This is a genomic window from Allobosea sp. Root483D1 (genome assembly GCF_001429505.1).
In the GTDB taxonomy this organism is placed as follows: Bacteria; Pseudomonadota; Alphaproteobacteria; order Rhizobiales; family Beijerinckiaceae; genus Allobosea.
The window spans coordinates 1-20,560 of the sequence record NZ_LMJW01000018.1 but is presented as its reverse complement, the minus strand read 5'-3'; the positions used below and the strand labels follow the sequence as shown (position 1 = coordinate 20,560).

General features: G+C 66.5%; 12 protein-coding genes. 2 read left to right on the top strand and 10 right to left on the bottom strand.

What is annotated here, in order from left to right; all coding sequences use genetic code 11:
* Positions 1 to 8: 8 nt before the first annotated feature.
* Genes ASE66_RS15335 through ASE66_RS15305 form a run of 7 tightly spaced genes read right to left on the bottom strand, consistent with a single transcriptional unit; the run spans position 9 to position 8,080 of the window.
* On the bottom strand, positions 9 to 1,244 hold the full coding sequence (locus ASE66_RS15335) for a glycoside hydrolase family 5 protein (protein WP_057190581.1): 1,236 nt from the start codon (positions 1,242 to 1,244) through the stop codon (positions 9 to 11).
* Positions 1,241 to 2,146: a methyltransferase domain-containing protein gene (locus ASE66_RS15330; RefSeq protein ID WP_057190580.1), complete on the bottom strand. Its 906-nt coding sequence runs from the start codon at positions 2,144 to 2,146 to the stop codon at positions 1,241 to 1,243. Before ASE66_RS15330 ends, ASE66_RS15335 begins: the two co-directional genes overlap by 4 nt.
* On the bottom strand, positions 2,146 to 3,360 hold the full coding sequence (locus tag ASE66_RS15325; RefSeq protein WP_082613484.1) for a glycosyltransferase family 4 protein: 1,215 nt from the start codon (positions 3,358 to 3,360) through the stop codon (positions 2,146 to 2,148). Before ASE66_RS15325 ends, ASE66_RS15330 begins: the two co-directional genes overlap by 1 nt.
* The gene (locus ASE66_RS15320) at positions 3,360 to 4,586 is read right to left on the bottom strand and encodes a glycosyltransferase family 4 protein (RefSeq protein ID WP_057190579.1); all 1,227 of its coding nucleotides are present in this window, start codon (positions 4,584 to 4,586) and stop codon (positions 3,360 to 3,362) included. Before ASE66_RS15320 ends, ASE66_RS15325 begins: the two co-directional genes overlap by 1 nt.
* Positions 4,583 to 5,398: a polysaccharide deacetylase family protein gene (locus tag ASE66_RS15315; protein ID WP_057190578.1), complete on the bottom strand. Its 816-nt coding sequence runs from the start codon at positions 5,396 to 5,398 to the stop codon at positions 4,583 to 4,585. The genes ASE66_RS15320 and ASE66_RS15315 overlap by 4 nt, the downstream gene beginning before the upstream one ends.
* Positions 5,391 to 6,716 (bottom strand): O-antigen ligase family protein, encoded by a 1,326-nt coding sequence (locus ASE66_RS15310; RefSeq protein WP_057190577.1) that lies wholly within the window; start codon positions 6,714 to 6,716, stop codon positions 5,391 to 5,393. The genes ASE66_RS15315 and ASE66_RS15310 overlap by 8 nt, the downstream gene beginning before the upstream one ends.
* Positions 6,713 to 8,080 carry a GumC family protein gene (locus ASE66_RS15305; protein WP_162262495.1) on the bottom strand — a complete coding sequence of 456 codons (1,368 nt, stop codon included), beginning with the start codon at positions 8,078 to 8,080 and terminating at the stop codon, positions 6,713 to 6,715. The genes ASE66_RS15310 and ASE66_RS15305 overlap by 4 nt, the downstream gene beginning before the upstream one ends.
* A 580-nt stretch (positions 8,081 to 8,660) precedes the next feature.
* Between ASE66_RS15305 and ASE66_RS15300 the strand changes: the two genes are divergently transcribed.
* Entirely contained in the window at positions 8,661 to 9,977 is a 1,317-nt protein-coding gene (locus tag ASE66_RS15300; RefSeq protein ID WP_156412178.1) for a lipopolysaccharide biosynthesis protein, read from the top strand.
* Here ASE66_RS15300 and ASE66_RS15295 read toward each other — a convergent pair.
* The 3 genes from ASE66_RS15295 to ASE66_RS33700 form a co-directional block, all read right to left on the bottom strand.
* Positions 9,972 to 10,970: a glycosyltransferase family 2 protein gene (locus ASE66_RS15295; protein ID WP_057190575.1), complete on the bottom strand. Its 999-nt coding sequence runs from the start codon at positions 10,968 to 10,970 to the stop codon at positions 9,972 to 9,974. The two genes, ASE66_RS15300 and ASE66_RS15295, sit on opposite strands and share 6 nt — an antisense overlap.
* Before the next feature lie 10 nt (positions 10,971 to 10,980).
* The gene (locus tag ASE66_RS15290) at positions 10,981 to 12,108 is read right to left on the bottom strand and encodes a hypothetical protein (RefSeq protein ID WP_057190574.1); all 1,128 of its coding nucleotides are present in this window, start codon (positions 12,106 to 12,108) and stop codon (positions 10,981 to 10,983) included.
* A 323-nt stretch (positions 12,109 to 12,431) separates the two neighbouring features.
* Positions 12,432 to 18,659 (bottom strand): calcium-binding protein, encoded by a 6,228-nt coding sequence (locus ASE66_RS33700; protein WP_057190573.1) that lies wholly within the window; start codon positions 18,657 to 18,659, stop codon positions 12,432 to 12,434.
* A gap of 659 nt (positions 18,660 to 19,318) precedes the next feature.
* On the opposite strand from ASE66_RS33700, the gene ASE66_RS15280 reads away from it, so the two are divergent.
* Positions 19,319 to 20,464 carry a 2-aminoethylphosphonate--pyruvate transaminase gene (locus tag ASE66_RS15280; protein WP_057190572.1) on the top strand — a complete coding sequence of 382 codons (1,146 nt, stop codon included), beginning with the start codon at positions 19,319 to 19,321 and terminating at the stop codon, positions 20,462 to 20,464.
* Positions 20,465 to 20,560: the final 96 nt, after the last annotated feature.

The following is a 20,560-nucleotide window of genomic DNA, read 5'->3' as shown; positions in this document are numbered from 1 at the left end:
GGCTGGGGTCATGGGGAGAGGAGCCCCAGCGCCCGGCGGGTCGCCGTGTCGAAACCCGGACCGGTCTCGTTCTCGGCGAGCGCAAAGCCGCCCGCCCCCGCATAGGTCCAGCAGGCCCAGGCGAAACCATGCGCCTCGGCAAGCTCGCGCATGTCGCGCAGCCAGTGCTCGCGGGCGGTCGATCCCTCGGGGGTGCGCAGATAAGGCGTCCTGTGGACCCCGAACTCACCGAGCAGGACGGCATGGGCCGGCAATCGTTGCGCCATCCGCCAGGCGCTCACCTGCCGGAAGGTTCTTTCAAGGGCGGAGCGATCGAAGCCGGCATAGCGCGGGAGGGTTTGTTGCGCCGCCTTCGCCTGCTCCACTGCCGAGCCGTCTAGCGCGAGGCCGACCATGCGCTGCCGAGCCGCTGCGATCATCGCCTCGGCCGAGGACGGCGCCGGGTAGGCGATCGCGTCCAGGGCGAAAGCGGGATTGCCGCGCACCCCCTGATGGGTGAACTGCCAGGGCGAGTAGTCGTGATAGGTGTAGATCAGGCGCGGATCGCCGGCGAACAGGCGCATGTCGAGCGCAGCCAGCCCCGCGGCCGCATTAATCGAGCCACCGCCCAGCACGAGCGGCAGCGTCGCCGAGCCGCTGCGAGCAGCGCGGTAGGCGGCTTCGAGCATGGGTTGCCAGGCCGCCTGCGGCAGCTCCGGCTCGTTCATCAGCTCGAGCGCGAGCCTGGCTGTCCTATCCTGTGCGAGCCGATCCAAGCGAGCGGCCAGGCGCTGCAGCAGGGCGAGCACGGCCCGAAACTTCGGCGTCTCGACGCCCTCGGTCAGCGCCGCCGGCCGGTAGGCCGGATTCATCGCGCTCGGATGCAGGTCGACGATCACGCCGAGATCGGCATCGATGAGGTCGCGCACCGTGCCGATCAGGAACTCATCGAGCCGGTCGCGAGCCGCCCCGGAGAAGGCCAGGAAGGGGCCGACATCGACGGCGAGGCGCACGAAATCGAAGCCCGCGGCCCGGATCGACTGCCGCTGCACCTGATCGAAGCGAAAGCGCGGGCTGGAGAACGGCGCAGCGCCATAGGAGCCGTCGGGCTCGACCTCGGCCCAGCCCAGTGCGTGCGAGACGCCGATGCCGCGGCGGAACAGCGGAATGTCGCTGCCGGACTTAGCCGCTGCTGGCAACGGCCCGAAGGGGGCTAGCGTCGCGATGCCGGCGAGGCCACCAAGAACGGAGCGGCGGCTGGTCACGACGCCATCCCCCAATCACCGTCCGGTCCAGGATAGCGCGCCGTCAGGGCGCCATCGAGGATGCTCATGTCGTCGCGGCCGGCGAAGGGCGCGGCGAGGCCCCGCAGCGAGGCCTCGCGAAGCGCGGGATCGATCGTTCGCGACGGCACGAAGCGGACATCGCTCCAGCCCTCGGCCGAAAAGCTGCTGATGTAATCGGCGGGACGCTGCCGGTTCGGTTGTCCGGGAAAGCGGAAGAGCCGGTAGATGGCTTCAGGATAGCGATAGATATTGTTCGGGTCGCGCTCGCGGATCCAGCGCGAATGCGTCTGCAGGTCGATGATGTGGATGCTTTCGCTGCCGGGCCGGGCGACCCGCGTCAGGTTCGCAATGGCTTCGGCAGGGCTGTCATAGTGCTCGAATGCGGCGCAACTGACGATCAGGTCGAAACTCCGCCCCTGCGCTAGGCGTGAGATGTCGAAATCGCGCCCGACGGCATAGCCGAATTCACGTGTGCTGGCGGTGCGAGCGATGGCTCGCGCACGCTCCCGGTCGGCCTCGCGGCCTTCGGAGAAGCAGTCGAGCAATCGCTCATAGAAGGCCGGGTCCTCATCGCCAGCAAGGTCGAACACGTCGATGGCGTGATAGGAGCGCGCGCCGAGCGCGAGGAAGAGCACGCCATTGCCGCGCGACGCGCCGGGGCTGAGCTCCAGCACATCGCGCCCGCGCAGGTCGAATTGCGGCGGCATGAAGCGGCGGAGCGCGGCAAAGATGTCGAGGAGATAGGCGATCTTGCCCGCCTCATCCGAGGTCGCCACACGATTCGGCGTGGCGTAGCCGTGCAGTCCGCTCTTGCCCCAGGCCAGGCCGAGGAAGCCGAGGCCGAGGATCGTCATGTCGAGGCTTCGCAGGGCGAGCGGCATCACCGGCCTCCGAATTCGATGTGGGTCCGCAGGCCGGGACCGCCATGGCGCACCCTGCGCGCTCTCCAGCCGAGCAGCGCGCTCTCGTAGACATCCATGGTGCGATCGACGATCGCGCCCCAGCCGAAGGAATCCAGCACCCGGGCGGCGCGCTCGGCACTCTCGGCGTGGTTGGGCGCGGCGAGTTTCAGCCGCATCGCGTCGGCGAGCGCCTCGACCTCGCCCAAGGGGAAGTAGCAGTCCGTCCCGAGGTCGAGCGCAAGATTGGCGTCGATGTCGCTGGCCAGGCACGGCGCGCCGTAGCTGAGGGCTTCGAGCAGCACCATCGGCATGCCCTCATGGCTTGAGGGCAGCACGAAGAGCGCCGCATGCCGGTAGAGCTGGGACAAGGCTTCGCCACGCTGGAAACCCGCCATCACCACGCGGGGCGTTGCTGTAGCTGCCGCCTCGACCTCGCGCTGATAGCGCCCGGCATGGTCGGCCGTGCCGGCGATGACGAGCTTGAGGCCGGGATCGCTGAGGCGTGCGAACGCCTTGATCAGGTCGAGATGCCGTTTCTCCTCGACGGTCCTGCCGACGCTCAGGACATAGCGGCGCGGCGTGACCTCGATACGGTCGAGATAGGACGTATCCAGCCTCGGGAACGGGTTCTCGACGCCGTTCGGGATGAAGGTCGCGCCAACGCTGAACTTGTTACGGACGCTGTCGACGATCACCTTCGACACGCCGATATTGGCATGGGAGAACAGCATTCCCATCGCCTCGCCGGTCCGCAGGATCGACCTGGCGAGGGGGCCCCATTTCTGGCGTTCATAGTCGAAGCCGTGATGCGTCACCACGACATGGAGGCCGAGCAGGCGCGCGAAGGGGGTCAGCAGCGCCGGCCCGATCGCATGGATATGCACCAGGTCCGGGTTGCGCCCAGCGGCAACCATGAGGCCCAAAGCCGTATGCGCCAGCGCCTCGAAGCTGCGCGAGCGCGGCGCCCAGACCGGCGTGACGGTGACGCCCTTCCAGGTATAGGGCCGTTGCGAGGGAAGGTAGGGCGCCCGGCCGAGCACCTCGACCCGCCAGCCGCGCTCCGCCAGCCGCGCCGAGATCGCCGCGACATGGGTTTCGACCCCGCCCTGGACCTCGGGGACGCCGCGCAAGCCGACGAAGATCACTGTGCGTTCGGGCGGCTTTGCGCCGATCGGCGGGATCAAGGTGTACATCAGCCGAGCGCCTCGTAGAGAGCCATGGTGCGGTCACGATATCGGTCGGGCGAGAATTCCCGGCTGATCCAAGCGCGGCCGGCCGCGCCCAGCCGGGCGCGCGCAGTGGGCGAAAGGCCGGCAAGGGCGATGAGCGCCTCGGCCAGCATTGCCGGACTGCCCGGCTCGACCAGGAGGCCGGTCTCGTCGTGGGCGACCAGCTCCGGAATGCCGCCGATCCGCGTGCCGATGACCGGGCGCCCGAGCGCGTAGGCCTCTAGGATGCTGATAGGCGCGTTCTCGTACCATTCGGAGGGGAGAACCAACGCCCGCGCCTCGCCGATCAGCCGCTTCAGTTCCGGCTTGTCGAGATGGCCGGTGAAGGCGACGTCGGCGCCGAGATCCTGCGCGAGACGGCGCAGGGCGGGCTCTTCGGGGCCGCTGCCGGCCAGCACAAGCCGCTGGCGCGACAGGCCCGCGGCGCGCACCAGCGTCGCCAGCCCCTTCTCGGGCGCCAACCGCCCAGCGTAGGCGAAGTAGTCGCCTTCATGGAGCGTCGGCGAGTACTGGCCGGTGTCGATGCAGTTCGGGATGTAGGCGATGCGGCCTGCGTCCCAGCCCCACTCCACCAGCTTGTCGCGATAGAAGCGGCTCGGGGCGACCAGGCGATCGATCGTGTCGCGGTAGAGGCCGAAGCTGCGGTGAACCAGCGTCTCAAGGAAGACCAGCCCGCTGACGACAGCCGACTCCTTGACGCAGCGATGGAGCAGCACGTTGTGGATGCGCCCGCCATGGCAGCGCTCGCAGACGCGGCCCCGGCTCAGCATCTTGTAGGCCGGGCAAGCGATCTTCAGATCGTGCGCCGTCATCACCAGCGGCACGCCCTCCGCCTTGAGCGCTCCGAAGATCGACGGCGAGATATGGTGGTAGACATTGTGGGCGTGCGCGATCGTCGGCGGCGCCCGACCGATCAGGGCGCGGATCTTCCGGCGCGCCTCCAGCGAGAACACGACCTTGGCGGCCTGCCTCGCCTTGGTGATCGGCCCGCCCGCCTCGCCATATTCGATCTGCGAGACGAAATACTCGGACCAGGCGCTTGGCAGGTTGGCGGGATGGCGCATCGCGAAGGGCACGACCTCCCAGCCGGCCGCCGCGAACAGGTCGATATGGTCGAGGAAGACGCTCTCGGCTCCGCCGCGCCGATAGAAGTAGTTGTTGATGGCCAGGAGCCGCCGAGCGCGCGTCATCTCGCCTGCTCCCGCAAGCCCATGCGGTCGAGCGCCGCATCGACGGTCAGCACCTGGCAGCCGCGCGCGAGCGCATAGCCGACGAGCAGCCGGAAGCTGGGCGCGGTGCAGCCATGAGGCGTCGGCCGCGGCGAGATGTCGTGCGTGAAGAAGATCAGCCAGCCTGGATTGGCGACCAACGCGTCGATCCAGCGCGCCAGCCCCAGCACATGCTGCTGCGGCTGCCGGATCTCGACCGCGCGCAGGAAGGTCGGGTCGGTCGGGCCGCGATTGATCCCCTCGCCTGCTGCGCGGCAGGTGCGGAAGGCGCCCGCGAGGATGGCTCGTTTCCCGAAGGAGCCGCTATTGTAGGGGTAGGCGAAATTGCGCCGGCCCGACCTCGGGTCGATCGCGTCGAGATAGCGCGCATTCCGGGCCAGATCCTCGATCAGGACATTGCCGTCGACATGCCGCAGGTCGCGGTGCGCATGGCTATGGCAGCCGATCTCGTGGCCACGCACCGCGAGTTCCTTGCAGCCGGCAAGATCGATCAGGGCGCGCCTCGGCTCGACCCGTCCGGCCAGTCCGCCGGAAATGTAGAAGGTGCCGCGTACGCCATCCCCCTCGAGGATCGCTGCGCCGACATCGAGAGCCGATGCGGGGACGTCGTCGAAGGTAAAGGAGACGATCGGCTCCCGTGCCGGGACCTGCATGACCAGCCACGGCGCGGCCCGGATCAGCCGGTTCTCCAGACGGCTGGCGTACTGGTCGATCAGCGCCGGCAGGCGAGCGAGGCGCTCGGGCGGGGTAGAAAACGTGGCCGCGCTACGCATGAGCCGGCTCCATGCTGCGCCGATGCTGGGCCGGTTCCCGGATCTCGTGCGCGTTCGCCTGGAGGTGGAGGCCAAAGATCGCCACGACCAGCATGAACCAGATCAGGCTGCCGGACTGGAAAAACAGGCTCTCGACGCAGGCGACCAGGATTCCGTAGAGCCAGATGCGCACGAAGAAGCGCGTCAAGGCGGGATCGTTCGGCGTGGCCTCGGCCCGGGCGATGTCGCGCAGCGGCAGCCAGACCAGCAGGACCAGGGTCAGGACGAGGCCGGGAAGGCCTGTCGTGATCGCCATGTCGAGATAGGCGTTGTGGCCATTGAAGGCAGCGAAGGCCCAGCTCGCCGCCGCGCCGCCCTTGTGGACCATCTCGTCGGTCTGCCAGAACAGCTGGAAGCCGTAGCCGGTCAGCGGATTGTCCATGGCTGCGGCGGCGCCGACCTTCCAGATGTCGGTCCGGTTGGTGAAGGTCGGGTCGATGCCGAGCTGTGCGACCAGCTCGCGCATGGCTGGTGACACCGAGCAGCCGATCGTCAGGATGTTGACCGCGGCGATCCCCAGGACGACCATCGGGATCCGGACGGAGCGCCAGCGCTCGAAGACCCAGGCGATGGCAAGGATGCCTGGTAACGCCAGAGCGGCGGATTTTCCGCCGGTGCGGGTCAGGAAGACGATCGCCAGCAGCACCATCACCGCGCCGACGATCCGGCGGCCGGTGCTGAACAAATAGAGCCCGGCGAAGCTGATGATCACCATCGCCGCGGCCGCCACGTTCTTGTGGGCGAAATGGCCGCGCCAGAGCCCGGCATTCATCGGCTCGCGGACCTCGCCGGCATGATGGACCGCAAGCTGCGGCATCAGGGCGACGCCGCCATAGGCGAGCCCGAGCGCGCCGAGGCAGCAGAGCGCGACCATGCCCGCGAACTGGCGCTCGGAGCGCGGCAGCAGCAGCAGGATGCTGCCGTTCACGATGGTGAGCATCGCCAGGAAGACGCGCTTGAGCGCGAGGTCGGGTTGCGCCGAGAGCGCCGATGCGAGCCCGAACCAGAGCAGCAGCACGATCAGGATGCCGCGCGGCCGCGCCACCAGATGGCGTGCGGGCGAGGCGAAGACGGTCAGCCACAACGCGGCTGTCAGCCCAAGATAGATGATCTGGTTGATCGTGTTCGACTTGGCCGCCGCAGCGGCGTTCGCGTCGGCTGCCGACAGGTCGATGAATGGCGTCAGCGTGACCAGGTAGAACAGCAGCGTTGCCGTGAAGAGCAGCGCTCCCAGGCTGCCGGCAGTCGCGTTGCCTCGCCTATCGTGCGTCCGCGTCATGGGGCTGCGCTCCTGCCGGACCGAAATTCGCCGAGATAGCCGCGCCCCAGCAGCGCACCAGCCGCGAGAAGCAGTCCCAGCACCATGCCGGCCGCGGCCGCGATGATCGGGCGTGGCGGCCAGGTCGCACGTGACGGAGCAGCCGCGGCCGTGATCACCCGGACATCTGTCGCGTCGATCTGCTGTCGCTGGGCGGCCTCGCCTGCCCGGGTCAGGAAAGTCTGGTAGAGCGCAGTCTTGGCGCTCGCCTCGCGCTCAAGCTCGCGCAGCTTCACCTGGGCCTGGTCGTCGATGGAGACGCTCCCGCGCAGCAGGCGCGTCTCTCCGGTCAGCGCGTCGAGCGACTTCCTGGCCTGATCGACCTCGATACGCGCCGTGCGCCGAAGCCGCTCGGTCTCGGATCTGATCGCCTTGGCCAGGGCATCGGCCTCGGTCAGCACGTTGCCCAGCGAGGGATGGCGCGGCCCCAGGGTCTTGGACAGCACCGCGACCTGCCGGCGCAGGGCCGCCTCGTCGGCGAGCAATCCGGCCAGGGTCTGCGACTGGAGACCGCCGCCCTGCACGCCATGCTGCGAGACCGCACGCGAGACCTCGTTGTAGCGCGCCTCCGCCTCGGCCAGCCGCGCCTTGGCGTCGGTCAGCTTGCCGCTCATACGCTCCAGCGCCTCCGCACTGAGCGGCTGCCGGGAAGGCCCCTGCTGCAGACCGTTGGCGCGGCGGAAGACTTCGACCCGGTCTTCCGCCTCGGTCGCGGCGGCCTTGATCTCGCCGAGCCGGGCGGTCAGCCCTTGCGCCGCACGCCCGACCCGCTCCGCATCGGCCCGCACGACCTCGTCGCGGAAGGTCTCGGCAACAGCATTGGCGAGCCGGGCCGCCCAGGCCGCCTCGCTTGCCCAGACCGACAGGGACACGACATAGGAGCGTTCCTGCCGGGCAACCTTGATGCGCCTGGCCAGCACGGCGGCGAGATCGGGTCCGCCGGCGTACGACTGGGGTTGATCGAAAGCTCCCCAGAGACTGAACAGCGACGGCTGGCCCGCGAATTCGGGATCGGTCTTCAGGGCGAGTTCGTCGACGACCCGGCGCAGGACGTTGCCCGAGGAGATCATCCTCATCTTGCTCTCGACATCCAGGATCTGGCTGTCGCTCTGGATGTTCGTCGCGTAGAGATCGTTCGGAGCGATCAGCAGGTTGGACGGCGCGATCGTCAGCTCCGTCGTCGCCGTGAAGCGCGGCGTCAGCACAAATGTGACGCCGACAGCCGCGACGGCGCCGACGAACGCTGCGACCGGCATCCAGAGCCAGCCACGCAGCAGCCATCGCAGAACATGGGTGGCGCTGACCGCGCGGATGGGCGGAGACACCAGGTCGACAGCTCGTCGAAAAGGAGCCTCGTCCTCGCGCCGCATCTTGCTGCTGTCGGTTGTGAGGTACATCTCGGCCTGCGTCAGTGTGAGTGCGCGTTTGTCACGGGCATCGCGGAGCCCTGTGCGGGCCGTGCAGGCCAGAGCCCGAAACCCGAGAAGACAGGTGGCCGTCGCTCGACGTGGCGGGAAGCGGCCGATGGGGCGCATCGATCCTGGTGAGCTTGCGTCACCTCGCGCGCTGGGGCTCGGAACAAGGCAGGCGCCGCAATCGTGATCATCTGTCTCCCCGTGCTCGCGAATTTCCGTGATTACACCTATAGGTTGTGATAATCCGGCTTCGTTAAAGAAACACAACCTTAGGTATATTTTTCAATTAAGCGTTTACCTTAACGCGCAGGCGATCGTGGCGGCTCTGGAGCACTCGCCGGGCAACTACGGAGTAGTTAAAGATTATCTTATCAAGATAAATCGTATTTAATTGCGTCTTCTAAGTATAATTTACTCATATACATTACTCAGAGCGACCAAAGTAGCCCTACACCTCAATTCCACCACTAGATACGAATAGGAGCGTTGCTTGAGAGAAGGCCTGACAGGTTTCGGCCGGAAAATTCGACTCGCCTGCCCAATCCTCGCCAGCTATTTGCTGTCGAGCGGGTCCCTGGCGGCGGCGGCCCTTTCGCAGCTCGTGACCTTCGCCATTCTGGCGCGCGCGCTCGGACCGACCGAGTTCGGCCTGTTCGTGCAGATTTCGGCCGTGACCGCCATCGCAGTGCAGCTCTGCGGCCTCGGCGCGTCCGACTGCCTGCTGCGCAGGGTCTCACGCCAGCCCGCGAGTTATCCGAGCCTGCTCGGTCACAATCTTCTCCTGATCGGCCTGAGCGGAGCCTTGCTCGTCGTCGGCGGGGTTGCGGCGATGTCGTCCTGGACCCGCATGAGTTCCGGCCCTTCCGTCGGCATCACGACCCTGGCGCTGCTGTTCTTCGGCAACGTCGTTCTTGTGCGCGTGATCCTTCTCGTCGAGACCGCCTTCCTCGCCCTCGGCCGGATTCATGCCGCCAACCGCGCGGTCGTCGGCTTCGCTGTCGCACGCACCGTTACGGCGGCTCTCGCCTGCCTGGCGTTCAGGGTCTCGAGCCTGGCGGAATGGGCGCTCTGGCAGTGCGGCGGCAATCTTCTCTATGCGCTGGTCGGAGCGGCATGGCTTTCGCCCCTCGGCCGGCCTCGGCTCGCGATCCTGCGCGAGGAACTGCGTGCCGGCCTGCTGTTCTGCTCGCAATTCGTCGCGCGGGCCGTGCGCTCGAATGTCGATCTGCTGGTGATCGGCCTGTTCGCCCCGATCGAGACGGTCGGCAGCTACGGCGTCGCCAGGCGGATCATGGACAGCAGCTATCTTGCGATCGATGCCCTCAACCGGCTGCTCTATCCGCGCCTGGCGCGCGAGAGCCGCGACGGCCTGCATCTCGCCTTGCCCACCGCCAAGCGGGCTCTGGCGGCGGCGCTCGCCTTGGGCGTCGCGACCTCCCTCGTCCTGTTCCTGCTGGCGCCCAAGCTTCCCGCCCTGTTCGGCCGCGACTATCACGACCTTCCGTTCTTCGTGCGCTGTCTCTCGGGCACCATCGTCCTCGTCGGCGCCTGGGCAGCCGCGGTCGACCTGCTCGGTGCCTCCGGGCGGCACGATGCGCGGGCCTGGATCCTGAACAGCGCCAACCTTGCGGGCAGCGCCCTGATCGCGGTGGCGACCTGGCTGGCAGCCCCGATCGGCACCGTCATCGCACTCTACGTCATCGACGGTGCCATCGTCCTGGCCGCATGGCTGGTGCTGCTTCGCTTCGCCGGGCGCAGCCGCCTGCATGCGGCCGAGCCCGCCCGGGCAAGTCCCGCACCTTCATGATCCGTCGCTGACGACCCGGCTCTCGATCCAGGCCTCCGGGGCGTCGCGCCTCTGGAAGAAGCCGAGCGGCAAGGCAGTGGCGTGGAACAGCCAGGCGACAACCCCATAGAGGCCGAGCGACAGGCTGCGCTGACGCAGGCTCATCATGCCGATGATGCCGGCCGTCAGGACGGCGTCGATCGCGAGCCCCAAAGCCGGGCTCGGCAGCGCGAAGGGCAGCGCGATCATCGCGATCAGCCAAGCATAGACGACTGCCCAGAGCTTCAGCTCGGGCAGGTCCTGCAACAGCCGCCGCCCCTGCGGCTTTCCGAGCGCGGCCCGCAGCAGTTCCCCGATCCCGCGCAGATAGCCCGATTTCCAACGGCGCAGGAGCAGCGCGTAGGCGTTGATCGCATGGCCGAAATGCCGGACGAAGCGGCGGTCGAGACGATGCAGGGTCCAGCCGCGCGCCCGCAATCTCAGGCCGAGGTCGAATTCCTCATAGCCGTGCAGATTGCGGTCCGACAGGTATCCGGCCTGCTCGATCGCCTCCCTGCGATAAAGGCCGCCACCGTTCATGCGATCGATCGGGCCCGTCCGGTTCTCCGGCGAGACCCGGCGCCCGCGCCTGACATATTCGAGGCTGGTGTCGTTCATCTCCTCGACATGGCCGGTCACGCCGGCGGCGCGGGGATTGGCGGCGAGATAGGCGAGGGCTTCGGGCAGGAAGCCAGGATCGACCAGCATGTCGCCATCCATCAGGCAGATGAACGGCTCGCGGCTGTACTGGAAGCCGAGCTGGGGGCCGATCCCGCAACTCGGGCGGATGGCTGGTTCGAGCTGGACGACGCGGACGGGATAGGTCGCGGCAATGGCGAGCGTGCGGTCGCGCGAACCGCCATCGGCCACGATGATCTCGCCGCCGATCCCGCCCAGGGCCGCCAGTACGCTCTCGATCGCGGCGCCGATCCTCGCCTCCTCGTTGAGCGTCTTGAGGATGACCGACACCGTCATCGCATCTGCCTCAGTGAAAATCGGTGAGGAGCCTGCTCCAGTCCTCGCCGGCAAGGCCGCCGACATAGACATCGCCACGCGCCACGGCGTCGTTGATCTCGGGAACCCGCGTCAGCACGAAGGCGAAGGCCCGATGCCGGAAGACGAGCCAGCGCTGCAACGAGAGCCCGGCCATCAGGGCCGGCTGCGTCCGGCCGCGCGCCTCGACATGGCCGGTCTCGTCGAGATGACGGAACATCGCGTCGAGGACGGCAGGCTCGCGCCCGGGAAGCGACAGCACGTTGAGGACATGCGCGGTTCGCCCCGGCGCCGCATAGTAGACGAAGCTGCCGATGATCGCCCCGAGGCGGTCGGCGACGGCGCGGATGGTGAACGCGCCCAACCGAGTGTTCCGCGCCGCCAGCGACACCAGCCAGGAGAGCTCCGCCTCATCCCAGAGAGGCCGTACCGCATAATGGGCAATGAGCCGCGGCGCATGCTCGAGGAAGCTCGAAACGGGCATCTTCATGACGCTCGCAGCGCCGGGCTCCGCCGCGTCCTGTTCCGGCCGCAGGCGCCGCAGCAGGCCGTCGAGCGGGCGCGCGAGGATGGAGAGGCCGACCCCCTTGCCGCCAAGCAAGCGCTCGGCGAAGCGTCCGGCGAGAGCCTCAATCGGGCGGAAGCTGCGGGCCCATTCGAGATTCTGCGCAGGGATCGGCTTACCGCCAATGGCGAGAAGATGGTTGCGGCTCGTCGGCGAGGCGCTGTCGCAAAAGGCGAAATCGGCGCGCCGAGGCCGCAGGGCGAGGATGAGTTGCGCCGCTCCGGCCGCTTCCTTGTCGGCATCGGTCATGAAGGCGCCGAGCAGGCGCCCGGGCAGGACGGTCCCGCCGGCGACGAAACGCATCGGCACGGCGAGAAGCACGCTACGGATGCGCCCGTCCTGCTGTTCGTAGACCTGTGTGCCTGTCATGTCGTCATGGGACGGTGACGCCAGGGTCAAGGTTGCCAGGTAGTCCTGCAGGTCGGCATCGGCCGGCTTGTCGGCTTCCCTGAATATCTTCAGGAACAGCTGGGCGACGGCAGGCACATCCGACGGTCGCATCGGCCTGACCATGCCCTTGCGCGCAGCGCGCGTTTCGATTGCGAGCTGCGACATCTAGGTCGCGCTTGTGAGGCTCAGGCTGCGAAGCGGGCTCGACATGGGAATCCGGCTACCGGGCATCGTGGCCTTACCTCGTCATGGAGCCGATGCGTCGCGCCTGAAGGACCGGGAGAAGCCATGTCCAATGGAGCGCATCATCTCGTTATATGCAACCTATGCGTTTAAATCGTAAGAGATGCGTAAAGCGAGGAAGGATCGCAGGACAGATTGCACGTCACCAGACGCGCGAAAGCCGAATCCAATCGGACCCGGCTTTCGCTTTTGGGTGGCGACGATTTTGTCGATCAGCCGGCGCTGCCAGCTGATCGGGTGGGTCTTTAGAGGATCAGGAACAGGTCCGTATTGGTGATGTTCGGGTTGTTGGTGAACGTCCCGATCAGCACATCTCCGCCGGCACCGGTGCCGTTGCTGTCGAACCAGAGCTGGTCGGTCGACTGGTCGTAGATGAAACGCTGCGCCGCGGTGGTCGCAACGTGGCCGGAGCCGGCGGCCAGGAACTGCGCCGCCGTCACCATGGTCCCGGCGGCCGAGCCGACGAGGCCGGCTCCGGCGAAGCCCGAGGCGGAGATCTGGACTCGATCCTGGCCCTTGGCGAAATCCCAGATGAAATCGCCGCCATCGGCAACGTTGGTGAAGCGGAAGACGTCGTTGCCGGCGCCGCCGATCAGCGTGTCCGCACCCAGGCCGCCGACCAGGGTGTCATTTCCACCCCGGCCGTCGAGTTTGTTGACGCCGCTCGAACCCGTCAGTTGATCAGCAACCTCGGTGCCAATCACGTTCTCGACGTTGAAGATCAGATCCTGATGGCCGAAGCCGTCCTTGCCGATCCCCGTCGCCAGATTGACGGTGACGCCCTGAGCACCGCCATTCGCCGCGTCGCGGCCGTAGTCGATGGTATCGACGCCGCCGCGGCCGTCGATGACGTCGGCTCCGGCAAGGCCGCGGAAGCGGTTGTCGCCGCCGTCTCCGTTCAGGGTGTCGACGAACTGGGTGCCACGGATGCCCTCGACGTTGCGGACGATGTCGATGTGACCGAAACCGTCCTTGATCGTGCCGACCTGAAGATCGGCAACGATGCCGCTGGTGCCGCCATTGACGGCATCCTTGTCGTAGCGCACCTCGTCGAAGCCGACTCCGCCGTCGATCCGGTCGGCGCCCGCCAAGCCGAAGAACATCTCCCAGTCGTTGTTGTTGGCCGCATTGCCTCCGGTCAACCGGTCGGCGAAGGCCGTGCCCCACACCTCCTCGATGTCGATCAGCAGATCGGTATTGCCGAAGGAGTCGGTCGCGACACCGGTGAGCAGGTTGACGGTCACGCCCTGTGACCCGCCCTCGAGGTCGTATCGGACGGCGTCGAAGTCTTCGGGATCGCTCGGTCCGGCGGACGTCCCGTCGAACACGTCGAAGCCGGAGCCACCGATCATGACGTCGTAAGCAGCACCACCGCGGAGGATATCATCGCCCCCACCGCCATACAGCCAATCCAGGCCGGCGCCGCCCTCCAGCGTATCGTTGCCGCCATCGCCGAAGAGACGGTCATCGCCACCCATGCCGAGCAGAATGTCGTCGCCATTGCGCCCCCGCAGCTCGTTGACCGCCTCGCTGCCGACGACGAAGTCGTTGTTGTCGCTACCGACGATGCCTTCGATGCCGACCAGCGTATCGAAGGAGTTGAAGGTATCGCGAGCGAAGTTGCTCCCGACAATGTCCGACCCGACCGTGATCGCATTAGCGGACAGGTTGGCGATGAGGCCCAGTGTACCGCCGTTCGCCACCTCGGAGCGGTAGTCGGCATAATCGAAGCCGGCGCCGCCATTGATCAGATCGGCGCCTCTCATCGCACGGAAGTATTCGTCCGCCGCTCCGCCGAATAAAAAGTCGTCCAACTCGGAACCGCGGATACCCTCGATACCAGAGAGGGTATCGGTGCCCCCGGTCACGTCGCGCGCCCGCCCGGCCGCGACGGTGAAGCCGCCTGCCGTAACCGAAACCGCGGAGAGGTTCACGATCGCGCCGACCGTAGGCAGGGCCGCGTTCAGCAAATTCTGCGGCCGCATACTCCAATCCAGGTCGTAGCGGACCTGGTCGAAGCCGCCCGCGCCGCCCTCGATCACGTCGTTGCCGGCAAGGCCGAAGAAGCCCTCATAGTCCAGGTTCTCGGTGCTGCTGCCGATCAGGACGTCGTTGCCGTTCGTGCCGACGGCTTCCTCGATGTCGATCAGCGTATCGGTACCGCCGAAGATGTCGCGCGCCGTGCCCGCAGCGAGCGTGAAGGTGCCGACGCCGGCAAGGGTCACCGACCTGGCGACGCCTGACAGGTTGACGGCGACCGGCAGGATCGCACCGGTGAGACCGGCGAACGACTGCTCGTCGCCGTAGTTCGCGCGGTCATAGTCGTCGACATCGCTGACCAGGTTGCCCGAGCCATTGATCGGGCGGCCGTCGAGGACATCGTTGCCCAGCCCACCGATGAACCTGTCCTCGCCGAGGCCGCCGAGGAGATAGTCGTTGCCGGCCTCGCCATGCAGCTCGTTGGCGAGCCCATTGCCGATCAGAACGTCGCCGACCTGCGAGCCGCGCATGCTCTCGACATTGCGGAACTCGTCGATCGCGTTGGAGAAGTCGCGGGCGGACTGGCCGGCGATCGTCGTTGGAGCATAGCCACCGGTCACGAAGGAGAGCATCTGCGCCGTCAGCGTGAACGCCCCGGCGTTCAAATTGGCCACCGTCCCAAGCGTGAGAGTGCCACCGTTCGACCGGAAATCGATCATGTCATTGGTGCCGCCGGCGCCGTCGAAGAAATCCGCCCCAGCCCCCAACCGGGCCCGGTTGCTGGCGCTGCTGCCGATGACGATGTCGCTCTGGTCGGTGCCGCGGATACGCTCGATGCCGACCAACGCATCGGTATCGCCCCAGCCATCATAGGCGCGGAAGGCGAAGATGTCGGTATAGGACGTCGTGACCGTCGTCCCCATTCCGGTCAGATAGCCCTGCAGATCGGCAATGTTGGTGTTACCGAGGTTCACCACAACGCCGCGCGTTCCATTGTCATCGGCAGTATTATCGGAGTTGCGGTTACCCGAGGCATCCAGGTTGTAATAGACGGTGTCGTTGCCGGCGCCGCCATTGAAGCTGTCCGAGCCCTTGAAGCCGACAAAGTCATCGTTCTGGGAGGAGCCCATGAAGCTGTCATCGAGCTGCGTCCCGCGGACACCTTCGATGTCCACGAGTTGTTCGGCATTGCCGTAGGTGTCGGTCGCGGTGCCCGCGTCGAGATTGACGGTGATGCCCTGCACGGGAGCGGCACCATAGTCGCGACCGCCTTCATTCGCTTCGCGGCGATAGTCGACAAAGTCGAAATCGTCATCGTAGAAGCCGGCACGGTAGTTTGGACCTCCATCCAACTTGTCTGTACCGGCGCCACCGACAAAGGTGTCGCTGCCGGCGCCGCCGACAAGCTCATCGTCGCCGACCAGGCCGACGAAATCATTGTCGGCGTCATTGCCGTAGATGATGTCGCCGACAGCCGCATTGGTGCCCACCACCCGCTCGATGCCGATGAGCGTGTCGGTCAGACCGTAAGTGTCGATCGCCTTGCCGGCCGCGACCGTGCCGGCTCCCGGGCCGCTGGGGACGGTGATCGCCACCGCGGAGAGGTTGACGATCACGCGCTGCCCGGCGCCCTCGCCGCTTAGGCGTTCGTCGAGGTAGCGGACCGTGTCGGCACCGTCGCCGCCGTTGAGCGTGTCGGCACCGTTGCCGCCGTAGAGCGTATCGTCTCCCGCCATGCCCGAGAGCATGTCGTTGCCGGCCTGTCCCATCAGCATATTGTTCCCGGCAGAGCCGGTGATGGTGTCGGCGGCGTTGGAGCCGAGAACGTTCTCGAAATTCGAGATGATGTCACCGGTGGCGTCGCCGCCGGTCGCCGTATTGGCCGTGAGATTGACCGTGACGCCCGCCACGGAGCCCACATAGGAAAGGGTGTCGGTGCCGTTGCCGCCGTTGAGCACGTCAGCGCCGCCGCGACCGTCAATGTAATCGTTGCCATCGCCACCGGCCAGGTTGTTGGCCGCCGCGCTGCCCAACAGATTGTCGTTGAAATTCGAGCCGATGACGTTCTCGATCCCGATGAAGATGTCGCCCGCAGCATCGCCACCGCTGACCTGCGGACCGCTCAGGTTAAGTTCAATCGTGACACCGGCAGCCGACGCCGCATAGCGCGCCGTATCGGCGCCCGCGCCGCCGTTCAGCGTGTCAGCGCCGACACCGCCCTCCAGGATGTCGTTGCCGGCCCCGCCCTCGAGGATGTTCACGCCGGCGTTGCCGGTCAGGTCGTCGTTGAAGCCGGAACCGGTGACGTTCTCGAAATTCAGGATCGTGTCGCCGGCCGCGTGGCCGCCCGTCGCGGTATTCGCGGCGAGATTGACCTGCACGGCCACGTTCGAGGCGGCGTAGCGCAAGGTGTCGATATCGGCCCCGCCGTCGAGATAGTCGGCGCCCGCTCCGCCTTCGATGATGTCGTTACCGGCCGCCCCCTCGAGGCGGCTGTTTCCGGCGCTGCCCAGCAGCGTATCGGCATGGCCCGAGCCGACGACGTTCTCGATGCCCGACAGGATGTCGCCGCTCGCATCGCCTGCGCTGACCTGTGCCGTGGCCAGAGCGAGGTTCACCGTGACGCCGGCCGTGCTGCTAAAGTAGCCGGCGGTATCGCCGAACGCCGTGTTTGCGCCGCCGGTCAGGCGGTCAGCGCCCGCGCCGCCCACAATGAGGTCGTCGCCGGCGCCACCGTCGATGACGTTCGCGCCGTTGGAGCCGGCGAGGAAGTCATCGAACGCCGAACCGATGAGGTTCTCGACATTGGTCAGGACGTCCCCGGCCGCTCCGGCCCCTCCACTACCGATCAGGCCGATCATGACCTCGGTCGTGGCACTGGCATAGCTGACGGTGTCGATGCCGTCCCCGCCATCGATTGCGTTGGCGGCATTGCTCGCGGTGATGATGTCGGCGAAGCTCGATCCCGTGAGGTTCTCGAAGCCGCTGATCGTGTCGCCGGTGGCGTGGCCGCCGGTCGCAGTCTGCAAGGCGAGGTTGACGGTCACTGCCGCGATCGAGCCGACATAGCTGAGCGTATCGCTGCCCGCCCCGCCACGCAGCACGTCGGCGCCGGCTGCGCCGCGGACGGTGTCGTCGCCGTCGCCGCCGTCGATGATGTTGATGCCGGCATCGCCGGAGAGGGTATCTCCCTGGGCCGAACCGAGCAGGTTCTCAAAACCGCTGATCACATCGCCGGTCGCGTCGCCGCCAGTCGTCGCGGCCGGCACGGCGAGGTCGACGGTGACCCCGCCGCTCGAACCGGCATAGCTCAGCGTGTCATTCCCAACCGCGCCGCTCAATGTGTCGGCCCCGGCACCGCCTTCGATGGTGTTGGCGCCGGCATCGCCGGTGAGGGTATCGTCGTGAGCCGAACCGATCAGGTTTTCAAAGCCCCCGAAAGTATCCCCGGTCGCGTCCCCGCCTGTCGCCGTCGACGTGGCGAGGTTGACGGTGACCGCCCCGCTCGACCCCGCATAGCTCAGCGTATCGGCCCCGGCCCCGCCGATCAGCTCGTCGGCTCCGGCTCCGCCCTCGATGAGGTCGTTGCCGTCCCCGCCGACAATCAGGTTGCTGCCGCTATCGCCCTTCAGAGAATCGTTGAAGGCCGAGCCGTCGATGTTCTCGATATTCGTCAGGGTGTCGCCGGCCGCATCGCCTGCCGAGACCTGCGGACCAGCCAGGGACAGGTCTACGGTCACGCCGGCGGCGGAGCTCGCATAAGAAGCTGTATCGCCGATCCCGCTGGTGCCGAGATTGTCACTCCCGCCGTCGATGACGTCGGCGCCTGCGCCACCGGTCAGGCGGTCGTCACCGTCGCCGCCGGAAATGGTGTCGTTGCCGGCGCCCCCCATCAGATCGTCATCGAAAGCCGCGCCGGTGATGACAAAACTGTTCGCTGGATTGAGCAGATAGGCGGGCGTCACGCCATTCACGGCGTCGCCCGGGTCGAAGGACCTGGGTTCGCTGAGCTGGAGTGTCCCGACCTGCTCCGTCCCCGAATACAGGGTAAGGTCGGTGAACGTCAGATCGCGCACCTGCGCGACCCAGCTCGCAAACGCGTTCTGGGCCGCGAGGATCGCCTGATAGAAGGCCTGCGGCGTCGGGTAGTCGTTGTTGTTGATGGCATTGATAGCCGCCAGAACGCTCGAAAAACTAGGCACGCTGCCGGGCGAATTCAGGTGAAAGCCGTAGCTCGAGCCCCCGAGCAGGTAGACATCATTGCTGGTCGGCGCCGCCGCCCAGGCCGGCAGGCTGCCATTCAAACCGTTGAAGGTGAAGGACAGCTCAGCGGGCCCGCCGTCGATCGTCGCCGTCACGGTCTGTGAAACCGCGTCGAGCGGGCTCACGGGCCGCGCACCGTTGCCATCGACGGTGAAGGCCTCGATGAGGGTCCCAGGGTTGAAGACCTGGCCGAAAGTGGCAGCCGAGAAATCGACGGTGATCGTGGACATCAGAGGAAGCTCCCGTGGGCCGCACGCGGCGGCAGATATTCTGATTTCGGCTGCTGTATTCTCAAGAATTGCACATCGCGATCGTGCGTGACGCTTTTTAGTCTTCTATCGTGATTCTAGTTTTGGAGATTCCGCACGAATCTTGAAGGACATGGCTCACAGGAGCGGCCGACCGCGTACTTCGGCCGATGTTCTTGCTCTGAACTGTGAGATTCAGGAGGCGGATCGCCGGCTGGGCCCAGATGGTACTCTTATTGCTCATTAAGCTCGCCGATCACCAACGCCGCGGCGGGATTATTCCTGATTCTAACCAAGGGTAAACTCCCCAAATGGGGGTATACGATAAAGAAATTATTTCCTATCATTCCGCAAGGAAAATAGCACTTCCTTTACGTCACTTTCATCACAAGGCGTCGCTCGGAGAAACCAGCCCCCGCGCTGGGCCGGCTCGGCTCTGCGCAGGATCACCCAGCCTCGGCACCGCAGCCCGCCCCTCGGGCCAGCCGGTCTGGCAGCATCGCTGTTCGACACAGTCCCCACCGCGGCCTGAGATCTATAGGTTTCATCAATATGATAGATGGAAAGAACGTATTGGATCGATAGGTCGAGGCCGCCTAGCGTCTGGTCATCCGCTGACACGCAAAGAGCGAGACCGCGCCATGGTTGCCCCCCGCCGCCCCGCCGTTTCCGAAACCGGTGATCCGCTTCTCCTGACACCCGGGCCGTTGACCACCAGCAAGGCCATCAAGGAGGCCATGATCCACGATTGGGGGTCGCGCGACGCAACCTTCGTCGGCATCAACAAGGCCGTCATGGACGAATTGCCGAAGGTCATCCACGGCGGATCGGAGTTCGTCACCGTTCCCATGCAGGGCTCCGGCACCTTCGCCGTCGAGGCCATGCTGACGACCTTCGTCCCGCGCGACGGCACGGTGCTCGTCCTGATCAACGGCGCCTATGGTCAGCGCGCCAGGCGGATCCTGGAGATCGCCGGGCGTAGCGTGATCGTCCATGAGACGGCCGAGGACATGCCGCCGGACCTGACCGAGGTCGACACGCTGCTCGGCGGGGATGCCGGTATCTCGCATGTCTTCGCGGTCCACTGCGAGACGACCAGCGGAATTCGCAATCCGATCGAGGCGATCGCCACACTGGTGAAGCGGCACGGCCGGCGCCTGCTGGTCGACTCGATGAGCGCCTTCGGTGCGCTGCCGCTCGACAGCCGCGACGTCCATTTCGATGCGGTCGCGGCCTCCTCGAACAAGTGCATCCAGGGCGTGCCCGGCCTCGGCTTCGTCATCGCCCGCAAGAGCGCACTCGCGCAGACCAAGGGCAATGCCACGACCCTCGTCCTCGACCTGCATGATCAGCACGCCACCTTCGAGCGCACCGGCCAATACCGCTTCACGCCGCCGATCCACGTCATCGTGGCGTTCCACGCGGCGCTTCAGGAGTTCTGGGCGGAAGGCGGCGTCGCCGGGCGCGGCGACCGCTACGCCGAGAACGCTCGGATCCTGATCGAGGGCATGGAGGCCCTCGGCTTCCGCACGCTGCTCCCCGCGGCCCGGCAGGCCCCGATCATCGTCACCTTCCATATGCCGGAGGATGAGCGCTTCGTCTTCCAGCGCTTCTACGACGCGCTGAAGGATGCCGGCTACGTCATCTACCCCGGCAAGCTCACCGTGGCCGACAGCTTCCGTATCGGCTGCATCGGGGCGCTGGGTGCGCAGGACATGCGCAACTTCGTCGCCACCGTTTCGTCGGTTCTCGACGAGATGGGCGTCGGCCTCAGGTCGGCGGCGTGAGGGAGGCAGCGATGAACATGCATTCTTCGGTTAGCGCGGACGTTGTTGTGAACGGTCGGGGTTATGCCCGTCCGCAACGCCCTACAGTTGTGATCT